This window comes from Streptomyces coelicoflavus (assembly GCF_045041415.1).
GTDB classification, from domain to species: domain Bacteria; phylum Actinomycetota; class Actinomycetes; order Streptomycetales; family Streptomycetaceae; genus Streptomyces; species Streptomyces coelicoflavus.
In genome coordinates this window covers 5750962-5767301 of record NZ_CP108218.1, presented here as the reverse complement: position 1 = coordinate 5767301, position 16340 = coordinate 5750962, and the positions used below count along the sequence as shown (strand labels likewise).

12 protein-coding genes are annotated in these 16340 nt (G+C 75.1%); 8 read left to right on the top strand and 4 right to left on the bottom strand.

Features of this window, described 5'->3' with window-relative positions; genetic code table 11:
• Window positions 1-57: 57 nt before the first annotated feature.
• The 4 genes from OHA99_RS25650 (at window position 58) to OHA99_RS25635 (ending at window position 4498) form a co-directional block, all read left to right on the top strand.
• Window positions 58-615, top strand: coding sequence for a toxin (locus tag OHA99_RS25650; protein WP_153180002.1), 558 nt, complete (start codon window positions 58-60; stop codon window positions 613-615).
• Window positions 612-1796: an MAB_1171c family putative transporter gene (locus tag OHA99_RS25645; protein WP_153180001.1), complete on the top strand. Its 1185-nt coding sequence runs from the start codon at window positions 612-614 to the stop codon at window positions 1794-1796. Before OHA99_RS25650 ends, OHA99_RS25645 begins: the two co-directional genes overlap by 4 nt.
• 94 nt (window positions 1797-1890) lie before the next feature.
• A complete protein-coding gene (locus OHA99_RS25640; RefSeq protein WP_366471935.1) occupies window positions 1891-3102 on the top strand; it encodes an MAB_1171c family putative transporter in 1212 nt (403 codons plus the stop codon).
• Entirely contained in the window at window positions 3092-4498 is a 1407-nt protein-coding gene (locus OHA99_RS25635) for an FAD-dependent oxidoreductase (protein ID WP_405698027.1), read from the top strand. The genes OHA99_RS25640 and OHA99_RS25635 overlap by 11 nt, the downstream gene beginning before the upstream one ends.
• A gap of 131 nt (window positions 4499-4629) precedes the next feature.
• Here OHA99_RS25635 and OHA99_RS25630 read toward each other — a convergent pair whose 3' ends face one another.
• Together OHA99_RS25630 and OHA99_RS25625 are read right to left on the bottom strand one after the other, a co-directional pair.
• On the bottom strand, window positions 4630-5490 hold the full coding sequence (locus OHA99_RS25630; RefSeq protein WP_366471933.1) for an SMP-30/gluconolactonase/LRE family protein: 861 nt from the start codon (window positions 5488-5490) through the stop codon (window positions 4630-4632).
• Window positions 5487-6260: an IclR family transcriptional regulator gene (locus OHA99_RS25625; RefSeq protein ID WP_007449320.1), complete on the bottom strand. Its 774-nt coding sequence runs from the start codon at window positions 6258-6260 to the stop codon at window positions 5487-5489. Before OHA99_RS25625 ends, OHA99_RS25630 begins: the two co-directional genes overlap by 4 nt.
• Window positions 6261-6359: 99 nt before the next feature.
• On the opposite strand from OHA99_RS25625, the gene OHA99_RS25620 reads away from it, so the two are divergent.
• Window positions 6360-6962 (top strand): hypothetical protein, encoded by a 603-nt coding sequence (locus OHA99_RS25620; protein ID WP_405699003.1) that lies wholly within the window; start codon window positions 6360-6362, stop codon window positions 6960-6962.
• Between the two features lie 42 nt (window positions 6963-7004).
• Here the strand turns inward: OHA99_RS25620 and OHA99_RS25615 are convergent, their stop codons facing one another.
• Window positions 7005-7712, bottom strand: coding sequence for a FadR/GntR family transcriptional regulator (locus OHA99_RS25615; protein WP_153179997.1), 708 nt, complete (start codon window positions 7710-7712; stop codon window positions 7005-7007).
• A gap of 201 nt (window positions 7713-7913) precedes the next feature.
• Here OHA99_RS25615 and OHA99_RS25610 point away from each other — a divergent pair, with 201 nt between their 5' ends.
• The 3 genes from OHA99_RS25610 (at window position 7914) to OHA99_RS25600 (ending at window position 12237) form a co-directional block, all read left to right on the top strand.
• The gene (locus OHA99_RS25610; RefSeq protein ID WP_405698025.1) at window positions 7914-9335 is read left to right on the top strand and encodes an SLC13 family permease; all 1422 of its coding nucleotides are present in this window, start codon (window positions 7914-7916) and stop codon (window positions 9333-9335) included.
• A gap of 75 nt (window positions 9336-9410) precedes the next feature.
• The gene (locus tag OHA99_RS25605; RefSeq protein ID WP_153179995.1) at window positions 9411-10868 is read left to right on the top strand and encodes an acyl-CoA synthetase; all 1458 of its coding nucleotides are present in this window, start codon (window positions 9411-9413) and stop codon (window positions 10866-10868) included.
• Entirely contained in the window at window positions 10861-12237 is a 1377-nt protein-coding gene (locus OHA99_RS25600) for a carboxyl transferase domain-containing protein (RefSeq protein WP_405698023.1), read from the top strand. Before OHA99_RS25605 ends, OHA99_RS25600 begins: the two co-directional genes overlap by 8 nt.
• A 279-nt stretch (window positions 12238-12516) precedes the next feature.
• On the opposite strand, the gene OHA99_RS25595 is transcribed toward OHA99_RS25600, so the two are convergent.
• A complete protein-coding gene (locus OHA99_RS25595; protein WP_405698021.1) occupies window positions 12517-16179 on the bottom strand; it encodes a S8 family serine peptidase in 3663 nt (1220 codons plus the stop codon).
• Window positions 16180-16340: the final 161 nt, after the last annotated feature.

Here is a 16340-nt window from a genome sequence, read left to right as displayed (position 1 = left end):
GGTCTTGGCATATTGCTGGGGTGACCGGAGGACGGCCGGGGGGACGAGGAGACAGCGGTGCGTACCAGGAAGGAGATGCGGCGTCTCGCTGACGCCCTCACCGACCCCATCCGGGTGGCCGTGCCGGCCGATCCCGAAGTGCTGTTCGACGCGCTCGTCGCCTCCGTCAGTGCGTGGCGGGGCCGGGAGGTGGTCGTGCACCGGGCGGCGTTCCCGCCGCACACCGCGAGCGGACTGTGGCTGGAGCGCGAGAGCCACGACGACGTGGTGGTGGACGAACGCGCGGCCGTCTGGCACCAGATCGTCATCCTCTGCCACGAGGTCTGGCACATGAGCCGCCGTCGGGCCGAGGCCGAGGCGGCGGGAAGGGCGGGGGCGGACGCGGACGCGCGGACCGGAGTCCGGACCCGGCCGGTGGCCGCGCGCACCGACTTCTCCCTGGCCGAGGAGCAGGAGGCGGACCGCTTCGGCATGCTGATGGGCAGCCGGCTGCGCCCCTGGCTGGACGCCTCCACCGACTCGGTGTTCGCCGCGGAGGGCGGCGACCCGGCCAGTCCCCAGAGCCTCGCGGGACGCATCGGCGCCGCGCTCAACTACCGCGGGACGGCCGGATGAACAGTGTGATCAACTACCTGAGTTGCGCGGCGCTCTGGCTCGGTCTCGCGGTGAAGGCCCCCGACCTGCTGCGGCACCGGCACGATCCGTATCTGCGGGCCATCTGCGCGGTACTGGGACTGGCCGGGCTCTGTTTCCTGCTCGGGGCGCCGCCGACCGTCGGAGCCGTCAACCGGCTGAGCGGCGTGTCCAACCTCGCGGCGCCGCTCACCTACGCGGCGATCACCGGGTACTGCGCCGCCTCCCAGGTCCTCGTCGTCCACTGGCGCGGCGGCCCCCGGGTGCGGAGCACCGCCCGGCGGTGGACGCTCGCCTACGCCGCCGTGGTCCTCGGCATCGGGGTGACCTTCGCCCTCGGCGACGCGCCCGTGGAGCGCCGCACCGATCTGGACACGTACTACGCGACGACCCCGTTCATCGCCGAGATGATCGTGCTGTACCTGGTCGCGCACCTGACCGCGGTGTCCGTCACGACGGTCTCCGCGCTGCGCTGGGCCCGGCAGGTGCGCGGCGGGCTGCGGGCCGGGCTGCTGCTGCTCGGGGTCGGTTCGCTGTGCGGCGCCGGTTACAGCGTCGTCAAGCTCGTCGCGGTGGGCGCCCGCTGGTCCGGGCACGACTGGTCGGCGCTCGGCACCACCGTCTCCCCGGCCGCGGCCGGCCTGGGCGCCCTGCTGGTGGTCGTCGGGGTGCTGGTGCCGCTGGCGGCGTCGTGGGTGGGCGAGTGGCGGCGCGCGTGCCGCGCGTACGTCCGGCTCGAGCCGTTGGAGCGGGCCCTGGACGACCTGCTGGTCCGCCGGGCGCTGCGCCTGCCGCGCCCCCGCTTCGCCTCGCCCGCCACCCTCCTGATGTGGCGCCGGACGAGCATCCACAACGCGCTCGGGCACCTGGACGCGTACGGCGACCGGGACCTGTACGACCGGACCCGCGCCGACGCGCTGGCGGCGACGGGGGACCCGGAACTGGCCGGCGCCAGGGCCTGGGCGGCGGTGATCACCGACGCGCTGCGGCACGAGGCCGGCCCCGGACGGGCGTCCCCGACGGCCGCCGGCACCGTCCCGCCCCCGGCGGCGTCACCGGACCCGGCCATGCTGGCGCGGATCGCCGACGTGCTCGCCGGCACCGTGCGGGTACCGGGCGCCCCCGCCGTGCCGAGCGGCCGGGCCCCGGCGGGCACCGTATGACGGGCCGCGGGGTCTCGGCCGTTGTCGCGGGCGGCCGCGGCGGCGAGCGGCACGGCCGCGACGGAGAAGGCCCGCACGAGAGGAGTGGTCGGACGTGAGTCTCGTCGTCTACCTGGCGGCACTGGTGTTCGGCATGACGTCCGTGCTGCTGTTCCGCCGCCCGCGCACCGCCATCCGCAATCCGCTGACCCTGTCCACCTGCGTGGCGATCGTCCTCGGTGCCCTGGTCTTCGTGTGCGCCGCCCCGGCCACCCTCGGCACCGTCAACGAACTCACCGGCGTCGCCAACTTCGGGGCCCCGCTGACCTACGGCATGCTCTCCGCGTACAGCTGCGCGGTGCTGGTGCTGCTGATCAACTGGCGGGGCGGGCCCCGGCCGGTGGTGCGGCGCGCGGTGCTGCGCAGCATGGCCGCCTACGGTCTGCTGGTGGCCGCCGTCGTCGTGCTGTTCCTGCTCGCCGACGCGGACACCGAGCGGCTGACCGACCTCGACACGTACTACGCCGGTACCCCGTTCATGCGGGAGATGATCCTGCTGTACCTGCTCGGGCACAGCGCGGCGATGCTGGTGATGTGCGCCGTGTGCGTCAAGTGGAGCCGCGAGGTGGGCGGTCTGCTGCGGGTCGGGCTGCGGCTCATCGTGCTGGGCGGGCTGCTGGACCTGGTGGGCTTCCAGCTCACCAAGTACACGGCCGTGGTGGCGCGGTGGACGGGGCACGACCTCGACTTCCTGTCCACCAGCGTGGCCCCGCCGATGGCGTCGCTGGCCGCGCTGGTGTGTTCCGTGGGGTTCGCGCTGCCCAGGCTGCTGCCGTCCGTGCTCGCGCACCGGCGGGGGCTGGACGACTACCGCCGGCTGGGTCCGCTGTGGGCCCTGGTGAAGTCGGTGTCCACCGCCCCCAAGCCTCCGGCCGCCTGGTGGCAGCTCCCCCGGGCCCGGCTCCAGTGGCGCGAGGTCTCGATCCACGACGCCCTGCTCGCCCTGGCCCCGTACTTCGACCACCGGGTCCGTGAGCGGACTCGGGACGCCGCCCTGCGCGCGGGCCGCTCCGCCCACGAGGCCCGGCTGGCGGCGGAGGCGGCGATGCTCGCGGACGCGGCGCGCCGGGCGGCCGCCCACGAGGAGGCGCCCGACGCCTCCGGTTCCTACCGGCTGCACGCCACCGAGGTGCCCGGCCCGAGCGGGCTGGTGGAACTGTCCCAGGCACTGCACCACCCGCCCGGCCGGGCCACCGCGCCCGGCGGCACGAGCCCGTCCTCCCTGACCGGAACCCTGACCGAACCCGAGGAGCCCCATGTCGCGTAGAGCCGTCGTCGTCGGTGCCGGACTGGCCGGGATGCTGACCGCGGCCGTACTGGCCGACGCGGGCGTGGAGGAGGTCGTGGTACTGGACCGCGACGAGCTGCCCGACGGGCCCCGGCAGCGCCGGGGGCTGCCCCAGGGGCGACACGCGCACCTGCTGATGAGCGGCGGGCTGACCGCGATGGAGGAGATCGTGCCCGGCGTGAGCCTGCGCAAGCGGCTGCTCGCGGCCGGGGCGCACGAGGTGTCCCTCAGCTCGGGCATGCTGGCCCGCACTCCCGAGGGCTGGTTGCGCCGCTGGCGGCGCGAAGGTCCCATGATGCTCACCTGCACCCGGGCGCTGGTGGACTGGACGGTACGGGCCGCGGTGCTCGAACACCCGGCGGTCGAGGTGCGCCGGGCGGCCGCGGCCGGGCTGACGGGGTCCGCGGGCCGGGTCCGGGGGGTGCTGATCTCGGGGCCGGACGGGGAGGCGGACCTCGACGCCGACCTGGTCGTCGACGCGAGCGGACGCGGTACGCGCGTCGTCACCTGGCTGGACGGGCTCGGAGTGTCCGGCGTCCGGACGCGGACCGTGGACTCGGGGCTGGTCAACGCCTCGCGCGTGTACCGGGTGCCGGCCGGGGCCGAACGGTTCCCGCTGACGATCGTGCACGCCGACCCGTACGTCTCCCGGCCGGGCCGGAGCGCCATGGTCATGCCGGTCGAGGGGGACCGCTGGCTGGTCAGCTGCGGCGGCACGCGCGGCGGTGAGCCGCCGGCCGACCCCGAGGGCTTCCTGCGGTACACGCTCGGCCTGCCGGACCCGATCGTCGGCCGGCTGATCTCCGGCGCCGAACCGCTCACCGACGTGCATCTGAGCCGGTCCACCAGCAATGTGCGGCACTACCTGGACAAGGCGCCCCACTGGCCGGAGGGCCTCGTGGTCCTCGGCGACGCGCTCGGCACCTTCAACCCGGCCTACGGGCAGGGCATGTCGGTGGCCGCGTTCGGCGCCCGGATACTCGGCCGGGAGCTGGAGCGGGCCGGCGGTCTCGACGCGCCCGGCCTCGCCCGGCGGGTGCTGCGGGGCGCGGCGCGCCCGGTGGACGCCGCCTGGGCGATGGCCGTCGGGCAGGACGTCCTCTATCCCGAGACGCGCGGCGGCGGACGGCGGGGGCTCGCCGACCGGGCGGTGACGGCGTACACGCGGCGCATGACGAGGGCGGCCACCGGCAGCTTCGCGGCGGCCTCGGCGCTCTGGGACGTCACCAGCATGCGCACCCCGCCGACCCGCATGTTCCACCCGTCGGCACTCCTGGCCGCCCTCGCCGGCCCCCCGCTCCCGCTCCTGTCCGGCCCGCCGCTGACCCCCGGCGAACGCGAGGTGCTCGCCGGGCTCGACCGCACGGGCGGGTGACGGGACGGCCGTGAGCCGTGGCGGAGGGACGGCCGCGAGCCACGACGGGGGGACGGCCGTGAGCCACGGCGGGGGCGCGGTCGCCGCCCGCGCCGCTCACCCGGCGCCCCGCCGCAACGGCCCCGCGCCGCTCATCCGGCGAACGCGGGCTGCGCCACCCCCCGTCCGGCGCCCGGCACCACCAGCAGCGAGCCCGCCAGCGGGTGCGGGGCCGACAGGCCGACGCGGGCGGTGGTGAGGTACAGGTCGGTGAGGTCCGGGCCGCCGAAGGCGCAGGCCGTGACGCGGGGGACGGGGAGGGTGAGCACCCGGTCCAGGTCGCCGGACGGGGTGTAGCGGCGTACCCCGCCGCCGTCCCACAGGGCCACCCACACACAGCCCTCGGCGTCGACGCACAGGCCGTCGGGGAAGCCCGCGCCCTCCTCGACGGTGGCCAGGGGGCGGCGGTTCGCGACCCGGCCGTCCCCCGCGACGTCGAAGACGTCGATGCGGCGGGTCGGGGTGTCGACGTAGTACATGAGCGTGCCGTCGGGGCTCCAGCCGGTGCCGTTGCTCACCGTCACGTCGTCGAGGACGGTCTCGGCGGTGCCGTCGCCGGTGATCCGGGACAGCGTGCCCCCGCCGCGCGCCTCGTCGTAGCGCATGGTGCCCGCCCACAGGCTGCCGTCGGGGGCGACGGCGGCGTCGTTGCCGCGGCGGCCGGGGACGGGCTCGCGGTGCAGCCAGCGGAAGGTGCCGTCGGGGTCGAGCAGGCCGATCCCGTCCCGCAGGTTGAGGACCAGGCCGCCGCCCGCGCGGGGCTTGACGGCGCCCACGTGCTGGTCGGTGCGGCGCAGCGTGCGCCGGCCGGTGGCCGGGTCGTAGGTGTGGACCCGGGAGTTCAGGATGTCGAGCCACAGGAGGCGGTTCGTCGCCGGGTCCCAGGTGGGGCCCTCGCCGAGGGACGCCTCTTCGTGGACGGCCACTTCGAAGGCCGTGCCGGCCGCCGTCATGCCGCGCTCCGGTGACCGAGCCGCTCGGAGAGGTCGGCGGCACCCTTGACGGCCAGCTGCTCCAGCTCGGCCCGGCGTTCCTCGCTCCAGCGGATCATGGGCACGGAGATCGACAGCGCGGCGACGACGCGGCCGGTGCGGTCGCGGACCGGGGCGGCCACGCAGGACACGTCCGGGTTCGACTCCCGGCTCTCCACCGCCGTACCGCGCTCGCGGATCGCGGCCAGGGCCTCGCGCAGGGCGGCCGGGTCGGTGATGCTGTTCGGGGTCATCGCGGTCAGCTCGGCGCCGTCCGGGAAGCGCGCCGCGACCTCCGGCTCGGGCAGCGAGGCCAGCAGCATCTTGCCCACCGACGTGCAGTGCGCGGGCAGCCGGCGCCCGGCCGCCGACACCATGCGCACCGCGTGCGTGGAGTCGACCTTGGCGATGTAGATGACGTCGGTGTCCTCCAGGATCGCCACGTGCACCGTCTCGTCGCAGGTCTCGGCGACGGTCCGGGCGACCTGCTGGCCCTCGGCGGCGAGGTCGAGGTGCTCGGCGTAGCGGGCGCCGAGCTGGTACGGACGCACACCGAGCCGGTACCGTCCGGACTGCCCGGCGACCGGGACGATGTACTTGCGGGCGGCGAGCGTGGTGACCAGCTCGTGCACCGTGGTGCGCGGCAGCTGGAGCCGGCGCACGATGTCGGGGGCGGAGAGCGTGCCGTCCCCGTCGAGGAAGAGCTCCAGTATGTCGAGAGCCCGGGTCACGGCCGGCACGAGGCGTCCCATGTCCAGCCCCCTCCCTAGGTGTGTTCGATATTTCAACAGACGGTCGGAATAACGAACACAGGCTACTCACATAGCGTTTGCCTGGGCAATGGCCGGGTGATGATGGTTGCCATGCCGACCGGAAAGCAGCCCGCAGGCCCCTTCACCCCGCGCGACTTCCAGCTGGTCCTGCTGCGCCGCATGGCCGACCACAACCCCGGCCCGGTGGAGGACGCCCGCCGCGAGCTGGGCGCCTCGGTCGCGGACATGCGCGAGGCCAACAGGCGCTGGCAGGCGATGCTGCACTCCCCCCGGTCCCGCTCGGCCGCCACTCGGTACCGCTCCGTCCTCGGCGAGCCGGTGTCGGTGGCGCCGCGCCGGACCGGCGACCTGGAGTGCGAGGCCCGGCAGTGGGCGCTGCCCCTGTGGCCGGACCTGCGCTTCGAGGTGCTCGTGGCGGACAGGGGCGTCGTCTGGAACGAGTGGCTGGTGCGCGCCCCCGGCGCTCCGGCGCCCGAGCTGCGCACCCTGGACGACCTCACGCCCTGGTCCTGCACGGTCGACGAGGCGGCCCGCGCCTTCGCCCCCGCCCGGCCGCTCCAGGGCTCGGCCCCGACCCGGTGGGGGCTGGCCTTCACCGCCCCGGACCGCGACGGCGTACGGCACGAGGTGGTCGCGGAGTTCACCTGGGGGCTGCTCCAGCGCACGGCCGTCGGCGGGTGAGGCGGGACCGGCGGGCCGGGGACGGAGCCGTACCCGGCCGGGTCAGCGCTCGTCCTCGGGGTCCCAGTCCAGCAGCCGGACCTTGGCGACCGTGCGGACGTGACGGCGCATCGCGGCGGCGGCCTGCCGGGGCTCCCCGGCTGCCACGGCGTCCAGGATCGCCCGGTGCTGGGCCAGGGAGCGGCCGGGGCGGCCGGGCTGGCGCAGGGACTCGGTGCGGCTCTCGGCGATCTGGTGGGCGATGGAGCGCATGAACTCGGCGAGCAGGCTGCTGTGCGCCGCCGCCGTCACCGCCGCGTGGAACAGCCGGTCGCCCTCGACACCGTGCCCGTCCCGGTCGATCTCCTCGGCCATCACGTCCAGCGCGGCCCGCATCGCGGCGAGGTCGTCCTCCGTGCGGCGCTCGGCGGCCAGTTCGGCGAGCTTGGTCTCCAGCGCCTCGCGGGCCTCCAGGACGTCCGGGAGGCGCCGGCGGCGTTCGACCATCTTCTCGACCGGTTCGACGTCGAGGCTGTCCCGGACCAGATAGGTCCCGCCGCCGTGCCGCGCCTCCACCAGGCCCTGCACCTCCAGGACCACGATCGCCTGCTTCACCGAGGCGCGGCTGACGCCGAGGCGCTGGGCGAGGTCCCGTTCGGGCGGAAGGCGGTCGCCGGCCCGGAGGCCGCCGTCGGCGACGTACTGGCGCAGCCGCTCCAGCACCTGTTCGTACAGGCGCTGCTTGGTCATGGGGCGCAGAGCGTCGGTCATGTGAGGTCCCCCCTCTCGCCGGGAGCGTAGCACCGGGCGAGGAGGTGGCCCGGTGGCCGAGTGGCTGAGCCAATTGTTGCGCGACCCCTTGACGCCGGCTCCCGCCGGGCCCACGCTGACCAGCCAACCGCACCCTTCCAAGTGGCTCAGCCACTCAGCCACTCCCCATCGGCAGTCAGGTCAGCACTCGGGAGCCCCCGCATGTCCCCCGAACTCATCTCGATCCTCGTCCTCGTCGTGGTGTTCGTCATCGCCACCACCCGCTCCGTCAACATGGGCGCACTCGCCTTCGCCGCCGCGTTCGGGGTGGGCACGCTCGTCGCCGACCTCGACGCGGACGGCATCTTCGCCGGGTTCCCCGGCGACCTGTTCGTCGTCCTCGTCGGCGTCACCTACCTGTTCGCCATCGCCCGGGCCAACGGCACCACCGACTGGCTGGTGCACGCGGCCGTCCGGCTGGTGCGGGGGCGGGTCGCGCTGATCCCGTGGGTGATGTTCGCGCTCACCGGCGCGCTCACCGCGATCGGCGCGGTCAGCCCGGCCGCGGTCGCGATCGTCGCGCCGATCGCCCTGAGCTTCGCCACCCGGTACTCGATCAGCCCGCTGCTGATGGGCACGATGGTGGTGCACGGCGCGCAGGCCGGCGGGTTCTCGCCGATCAGCATCTACGGCTCGATCGTCAACGGCATCGTGGAGCGCGAGAACCTCCCCGGCAGCGAGGTCGGCCTGTTCCTCGCCTCCCTCGTCGCCAACCTCCTCATCGCGGCCGTGCTGTTCGCGCTGCTCGGCGGGCGGAAGCTGTGGGCGCGCGGGGCGGTGACGCCGGAGGACGGCGGTGTCCTCGGCACGGGCGGCACGGAGGCCACGGGCTCGGGCACCGGCACAGGCACGGGCTCAGGCACGGGCCCGGGCGCCCGCACCGGTACCGGTACCGGTGCGGGCGCCGGTACCGGCGGCACCGCCCCCGCCGCCGTGGCCGTCCGCCCCGACCGGGAGACCGGCGGCACCGAAGGCACCGGCGTCCGCCTCACCCCCGCCCGCATCGCCACCCTCGCCGCCCTGGTCGCGCTGGTCGTGGCCGTCCTCGGCTTCGACCTGGACGCGGGCCTGACCGCGGTCACCCTCGCCGTCGTGCTGAGCACCGCCTGGCCGGACGACAGCCGCCGCGCGGTCGGCGAGATCGCCTGGTCCACGGTGCTGCTGATCTGCGGTGTCCTCACCTACGTCGGCGTACTCGAGGAGATGGGCACCATCACCTGGGCCGGTGAGGGCGTCGGCGGCATCGGCGTCCCGCTGCTGGCCGCCGTACTGCTCTGCTACATCGGCGCGATCGTGTCGGCGTTCGCGTCCTCCGTGGGCATCATGGGCGCGCTGATCCCGCTGGCGGTGCCGTTCCTCGCGCAGGGCGAGATCGGGGCGGTCGGCATGATCGCGGCGCTCGCGGTGTCGGCGACGGTGGTGGACGTCAGCCCCTTCTCGACCAACGGCGCGCTGGTGCTGGCCGCGGCCCCGGACGTGGACCGGGAGCGCTTCTTCCGCCAGCTGATGATCTACGGCGGGATCGTGGTCGCGGCCGTGCCCGCGCTGGCCTGGCTCGTACTGGTCGTGCCCGGCTTCGGGTAGACCCACCTCGCGGATCCGGCGCGATCCGGCAGCCTTGAACGACAGCTCTCGGGCAACAGCTAAGGAGTACGACGCGTGTCCTCTCTCTTCCCGGCCCTCTCCCCGGCCCCGACCGGCGCTCCGGGCGACCGGCCCGCGCTGCGGTTCGGCGAGCGCTCACTGACCTACGCGGAACTCGCCGCCGCGGCGGGCGCCACGGCCGGGCGGATCGGCGGCGCCGGCCGGGTCGCCGTCTGGGCCACCCCGGCGATGGAGACCGCCGTCGCCGTGGTGGGGGCGCTGCTGGCCGGGGTCGCCGCCGTCCCCCTCAACCCGAAGTCCGGCGACAAGGAGCTCGCGCACATCCTCTCCGACAGCGCGCCCTCCCTCGTCCTGGCGCCCCCGGACGCCGAACTCCCGCCCGCCCTGGGCGCCCTGGAGCGCGTCGACGTCGACGTGCACGCCCGCGGCACCGTCCCCGAGGACCGCTGCGCCGACGGCGACCCCGCGCTCGTCGTCTACACCTCCGGCACCACCGGACCGCCCAAGGGCGCCGTCATCCCCCGGCGGGCGCTCGCGACGACCCTGGACGCGCTGGCGGACGCGTGGCAGTGGACCGGTGAGGACGTGCTGGTGCAGGGGCTGCCGCTGTTCCACGTGCACGGGCTGGTCCTCGGCGTCCTCGGCCCGCTGCGCCGCGGCGGATCCGTGCGGCACCTGGGCCGGTTCTCCACCGAGGGCGCGGCGCGGGAACTGAACGACGGCGCGACCATGCTGTTCGGGGTGCCGACGATGTACCACCGGATCGCCGAGACGCTCCCCGGCGACCCGGAGCTGGCGAAGGCCCTCGCCGGGGCGAGGCTGCTGGTCTCGGGGTCGGCCGCGCTGCCGGTGCACGACCACGAGCGCATCGCCGCCGCCACCGGCCGCCGGGTGATCGAGCGGTACGGCATGACGGAGACGCTGATGAACACCAGCGTGCGCGCCGACGGCGAGCCGCGCGCCGGGGCGGTGGGCCTGCCGCTGCCCGGCGTGGAGCTGCGGCTGGTGGAGGAGGACGGCACGCCGATCGCGGCGCTGGACGGGGAGAGCGTCGGCGAGATCCAGGTGCGCGGCCCGAACCTGTTCACCGAGTACCTCAACCGCCCCGACGCCACCGCCGCCGCCTTCACGGAGGACGGTTTCTTCCGCACCGGGGACATGGCGGTGCGCGACCCCGACGGCTATGTCCGCATCGTCGGCCGCAAGGCCACCGACCTGATCAAGAGCGGCGGTTACAAGATCGGCGCCGGGGAGATCGAGAACGCGCTGCTGGAGCACCCCGGGGTACGGGAGGCAGCCGTCACCGGCGAGCCCGACCCGGACCTCGGGGAGCGGATCGTGGCCTGGATCGTGCCGGCCGACCCCGGCGCGCAGCCCGCCCTCGAGACGCTGGCCGACCACGTCGCGGGCCGGCTCGCCCCGCACAAGCGGCCCCGCGTCGTCCGGTACCTGGACGCGCTGCCCCGCAACGACATGGGGAAGATCATGAAGCGGGCGCTGGACCATGGCTGAGCGTCCGGGCGCCCGGGAGTTCCTCGCCCTCGTCACCGACGACGCCTCCTTCGCCGAACTCCCCCACCCGGACGGCCCGTGGCCGCCCGACGGCCCCCTCGGGTGGCCCGGCTACGACGCCGCGCGGGCCCGTGCCGCCGAGCGCACCGGCGAGGCGGAGTCCGTCGTCTGCGGCACCGGCCGCGTCGAGGGCACCCGAGCCGTGTTCGTCTCCTTCGAGTTCGGCTTCCTCGGCGGCTCGCTGGGGCACCGCACCGGCGACCGTCTCGAGGCGGCGTACGCGTACGCGCGCGAACACCGGCTGCCCGTGGTGCCGTTGGTCGCGACCGGCGGCAGCCGGATGCAGGAGGGGATGCTCGCGCTGACCCAACTCCAGCGGGTGGCCCGGCAGTCGGCGCTCACCCGTGCCGCCGGGCTGGCGCAGATCGCGGTGGTGCGGGACCCGGCGACCGGGGGCGGCTGGGCGACGCTGGGCGCGGGCGCCGACGTGGTCCTCGCCCTGCCCGGCGCCCAGGTCGGTTTCGCCGGGTCTCGGGTCCGGCCGCCGGACGCCGACCCGGCGGCGTACACGGCCGAGGCGCAGGTGGCGGCGGGCAGCGCGGACGCGGTCGTGGCGCCCGGGGAGCTGCGCGTGACGCTGGGCCGGTGGCTGCGGCTGCTGACGGCGCCGTCCGGGGATCCGGCGCCGGTGCCGGAGCCGCTGGGCGCGCGGGACCTGCCGGTCAGCGGCTGGGACGCGGTTCGGCGGGCCCGCGCCGCCGGACGTCCGCGCGCCGGGGCGTACCTGGACGCCTACTTCACCGAACGCGTCGCCCTGTCCGGCGACCGCTGCGGCGGCCGGGACCCGGAGGGCATGCTGTGCGGCTTCGGCACGCACGCGGGGCGCACGGTCGCGTACGCCGCCCAGACGGGCGCGGCGACCCGGCCCGCCGGGTACCGCACCGCGACCCGGCTGGTCCACCTAGCCGACCGGCTCGGCATCCCGGTGCTGACCCTGGTGGACACGCCGGGCGCGGCCAACGACGCGGCGGCGGAGCGGCAGGGGGCGGGCCCGGCGATCGCGGACCTGTTCGGCGCCGTGGCCTCGGTGCGCACCCCGGTCACCACGCTGGTGATCGGCGAGGGCGGCTCGGGCGGGGCGCTGGCCCTGGCCGCGCCCGGCGCCACCTGGGCCACCCCGGACAGCTACTTCTCGGTCATCGCGCCGGAGCACGCGGCGGCGATCCTGAAGCGCCCGCCGGAGGAGGTGGAGGCGACGGCCGGTCAACTGCGCCTGCGCCCGCAGGACTTGGCGGCACTTGGCGTGATCCGAACAAGCGAGCAGTTGTTCCCTGGAACAGGTGATCGTCGCTCTGAAGAGCGTATGTGACTGAAGGGACCAACGATACTTACGGTGTGCGAGCGACGGGCTGCAGACCGTAGTCGACGCACATGTCCCAGTAGTCCCCCGTGGGTCCCGGCGAGTCCCGGCGGGTCCCGCACATGAACAGCGCAAGGAGCTGCACGATCATGAACCTTCTCACCGACATCCTCGCCGGCCTCGTCCACTTCGTCGGCTGGCTGGTCTGACGGTCCGAGAACCCAGGCGGCGCCGCCTCCCCGTCCCAGGGAGGCGGCGCCGTCCGCGTGTGCGGGTCCGGTCGGGGGGCTACCGCACGGCCACCGCCCGCACGATCTCCTGCGTGACCGAGCCGCCCCGGTCGTCGCGCGCGGAGGCCCGCAGCGAGACGTGCCCGGCGTCGCGCGGCACGCGCACCGTCCCCCGCCAGGACGCCGCGCCGTCACCGCCGCGCAGCCGGACCTGCTGCCAGGTCTTCCCCTCGTCGTAGGACACCTCCAGCTTCCCGCCGCCGATCGTGCCGGTGTCCGGGGCGCCCGCCACGTACTCCGCGCCGAGCCCGATCCGCAGCTTCTTCCCGCCGCGCACCTTCCCCGCGAGGTCGGTGTCCACGTCGAAGGAGAGGTTGATCAGCGGCAGGTGGGTCCACCGGTCGTCCGGGGTGGCCGCGGAGCGGAAGGTCCACTCCGCGTGGCCCTCGCTCGCGAGCGGCCACCGCTCCGCGTCGAGCGCGGTGTCGGTGACGAGCTTGTACGTGTGCTCGTCGGCGGGCATGTCCCACGCGTAGGCGGCGGAACCCGTCCCCTGGTCGACCAGCTCGCCGTCCAGGTACACGGACGTGGTCTGCGACATGCCGCTGCCCTCGCTCCACACGTCGCCGAAGCCGGTGTGGTCGGGACCCGAGTCGCCCCAGCCGGGCGCGTTGAACTGGAGCTGGTTCCCGGCGCGCTGCTGTCCCCAGCCGAGCCCGGTGCCGAGGTAGGGGTGCCACACCGGCTTGAACCAGTTCAGCTCCGCGCGGGAGCCGCCCCGGTAGCGGGACAGTCCGCCGCGCTCCTCCAGTGCTCCGCCGGTCACGGTCTCGTGCCAGAGCTGGCCGGGGCCGGTGGACACGTACTCGGTGCGCTCGACGGGGTAGTCGATCCGCTCCCGGAAGCCCAGGCCGATCGGGAAGGTGTCGGTGATCGAGTACCGGAACTCGCCGCCGCTCGACGGTTCGTCGCCGTGGTACTTGGTGTGCAGCACGGCGAGGTCGCGGTGGCCCGGCCGGTAGGTGAGGTCCCGGTCGGGCACGGCGCCCTCGTGGCCCTCGGACAGGTCGTACACGTAGGGCGTGTCGCGGGTGCCGGTCATGTCGACCCGTCCGGCCCCGCGCAGCCGGCGGGCGTCGGCCGCGGAGACCGTGGCGATCTGGAGCGGGCGGTCGGCGTTGTCGGCCGTGCCCCACCACGCCATCAGCCGGCCGGCGGCGTCGTCGGTCACGAACAGCGCCTCGACGCCCGCGTCCTGCGCGGCCTGCGCGAGCGCCGCCGGTTCGGTCCCCTCGGTGAGCTCGGCGAGGACCGCCTTGCCGCGCACGTCCGCCGGGAAGGGCCCGTCCCCCACGTCGACCAGCGGCAGCCGGGTGCGGCCCTCGAGCAGCGTGCCGCCGGACTGGACGACGGCCTCGCCGATCCCCTTCACCTCGAGGAGCGGCTTGCCGAGCCGCCACACGGTCCGGTACTCGAAGCCGCCCTCGGTGACCTTCTTCGTCGGCGCGGCGAAGATGCTGTCGTACGTCAGCGGCACCTGGACGGCGCCGAAGAGGCCGGAGCCGTTCGCGGTGCGGTCGTACTCCATCAGGAGCTGCCGGGTCTCGGTGCGCCGGCGGACGTCGGCGCCGATCTCGCGCAGTTCGCGGCCGTCCAGGGTGATCTCGTGGTTCCGGTCGAGGACGACCTCCGGGGCGGCGAGGAAGCCTAGGCCGAGCGAGTCGGCGCCGTGGCTGCCGCGCACGTCCAGGAAGGACGCCAGGCTGTACGTCCCGCGCGGCAGCCGCAGCTCCAGGGTGCCCGAGTCGCCGACGTGCGCGGGGAAGGGGTCGACGCCCTCGGTGAGCCGCTGGACGGTCAGGTCGGCCGGGGTCGCGGCGCCGGAGCGGTCCTTGACATGCACGGTGAGCGTGTACCGCTCGTCCTCCTTGACCAGCCCGAACGCGGTGTGCGCGAGGGTGTTCCCGCTCCCGTCGGCCGCCACGACCTGCCCACTGGTGTTGCCGACCGGCGCCTTCGCCCCGTTTCCGGTGACGGTGGTGGCGGCGGTGCCGTGCGCGGGCACGGCGAGGGAGGTGTCGGCGAGGGTGGCGACGCCCTCGGGGGCGCCCCGCACGGACAGGTGCAGCTCGACGTCCGTGTCGGAGGAGTTGGTGTAGGTGACGGTCCTGGTGACCGGCTCGTTGGCGTCGTACGGCCAGGAGTGGAAGCCGAGGTCGGCGCTGCCGGTGGCGGTGACGTCGGCCCCGACGGCATCCGGCACGCTGACCCGTCCCGCGCCGAGCTGGTAGGCGGGAGCGTCCAGCTCCTTCGACGTGGACATCAGCGCGTCCTTGAGTCGCGCGCCGCTCCAGTCCGGGTGCTCCTCGGCGAGCAGCGCGGCCACGCCGGCGATGTGCGGCGTCGCCATCGACGTACCGTCCATGCTGGTGTAGTCGCCGCTGCCCTCGGTGAGCCGGGAGCGGGCGGCGAGGATGCCGACGCCCGGGGCCGACAGGTCGGGCTTGAGGGCGTGGTCGCCGTAGCGGGGCCCGGCGCTGGTGAACCAGGCGGCCCGGTCCGCGGAGTCGACGGCGCCCACGGTGAGGGCGGCGTCGGCCGCGCCGGGCGAGCCTATGGAGGAGGGGGCGCCGGTGTTGCCGGCCGCGATGACGAACAGGGCGCCGGTCTCGCGGGACAGGGTGTCGACGGCCTCGGCCATGGGGTCGGTGCCGTCGCTGGGCTCGGTGGAGCCGAGGCTCATGGAGACGACGTCGGCGTCCACGTCCCGGGCGGCCCACTCCATGCCGGCGATGATCTCGGACTCGCTGCCGAAGCCCTCGTCGGAGAGGACCTTGCCGACCGCCAGGGTGGCGCCGGGCGCGACGCCCTTCTCCTTGCCGTCGGAGGCGGCTCCGCTGCCGCCCACGGTGGAGGTGACGTGCGTGCCGTGTCCGTTGCGGTCGGCGACCTCCTCGCCGGGGATGAAGCTCTTGCTCTCGGCGATCCGCCCCGCGAGGTCCGGGTGCCCGGCGTCCACGCCGCTGTCCAGCACGGCCACGGTGACGCCCTTGCCGGTCAGCCCGGCCTGCCAGGCCTCGGGCGTGCCGATCTGCGCGTTGGACTCGGCCATGTCGGTGGTGACCCGCCCGTCGAGCCAGACGCCGTCGATGCCGGCGCCGCCGCGGGTGAACTCCCGCCAGAACGCGCGTCCCTTGTCGGCCTCGACGGCGGCCCCGCGCACGCTGGGCAGCGACCGGGTCCGCTCGGCGCCCCTCGGGGTGGCGGCCCGCGCGCCCCTGCCATAGGTCACGATCAGCGGCAGCTCGCCGGTCTCGGTGTCGGCGAGCCCCTGTTCCAGCAGTTCACCGACGTCGAAGAGCCGCTCGTCGAGGCTGCCGTCCCGCAGGTACGGCAGGGCCTCGTCCGGTACGACGACGGTCCGGCCGCCGGAGTCGCGCGTGTGCACGGCTCCCGTGGCGCCCTCGGGCCGGTCGACCGTGATCGTCCGCTTGCCGCCGCCGAGGTCGGTGACGGTCACCCGGTCGCCGGTGACGAGGGTGACGGTGCGCGCCGGGCCGGCCGCCGAGGCCGGGCGAGGGGTGTCGCGGGCAGCGGCGGCCCGGGTGTGCGCCGGGTCCGGGGGCGGCTCCTGTGCCACCGCCGCCCCGGCCGGCAGCAGCGCGATCACGAGCCCCGCCGACAGGAGGGTCGCCCCACGTCTGACTGGTCCTGTGCTCATCCACGTCTCTCTTCGTGTCGTCGTAGAGTGCAGTGACGAGTGCTGTGAGCAGTCTCAGGGGGCCTGCGGGACAAGGGAGTTGACGGGAGGCGGCGGGTAGTTGCCCTGGCGGGTTCCCGCCAGTGGCGCGGGAGGCCGGCGCCCCGGTGCACCGGCGGCGG

Coding starts and splice junctions, on each gene's coding strand:
- OHA99_RS25595 (WP_405698021.1), bottom strand. CDS start 16,179: ATGAGCACAGGACCAGTCAGACGTGGGGCGACCCTCCTGTCGGCGGGG.
- OHA99_RS25635 (WP_405698027.1), top strand. CDS start 3,092: ATGTCGCGTAGAGCCGTCGTCGTCGGTGCCGGACTGGCCGGGATGCTG.
- OHA99_RS25625 (WP_007449320.1), bottom strand. CDS start 6,260: ATGGGACGCCTCGTGCCGGCCGTGACCCGGGCTCTCGACATACTGGAG.
- OHA99_RS25645 (WP_153180001.1), top strand. CDS start 612: ATGAACAGTGTGATCAACTACCTGAGTTGCGCGGCGCTCTGGCTCGGT.
- OHA99_RS25630 (WP_366471933.1), bottom strand. CDS start 5,490: ATGACGGCGGCCGGCACGGCCTTCGAAGTGGCCGTCCACGAAGAGGCG.
- OHA99_RS25600 (WP_405698023.1), top strand. CDS start 10,861: ATGGCTGAGCGTCCGGGCGCCCGGGAGTTCCTCGCCCTCGTCACCGAC.
- OHA99_RS25610 (WP_405698025.1), top strand. CDS start 7,914: ATGTCCCCCGAACTCATCTCGATCCTCGTCCTCGTCGTGGTGTTCGTC.
- OHA99_RS25620 (WP_405699003.1), top strand. CDS start 6,360: ATGATGGTTGCCATGCCGACCGGAAAGCAGCCCGCAGGCCCCTTCACC.
- OHA99_RS25615 (WP_153179997.1), bottom strand. CDS start 7,712: ATGACCGACGCTCTGCGCCCCATGACCAAGCAGCGCCTGTACGAACAG.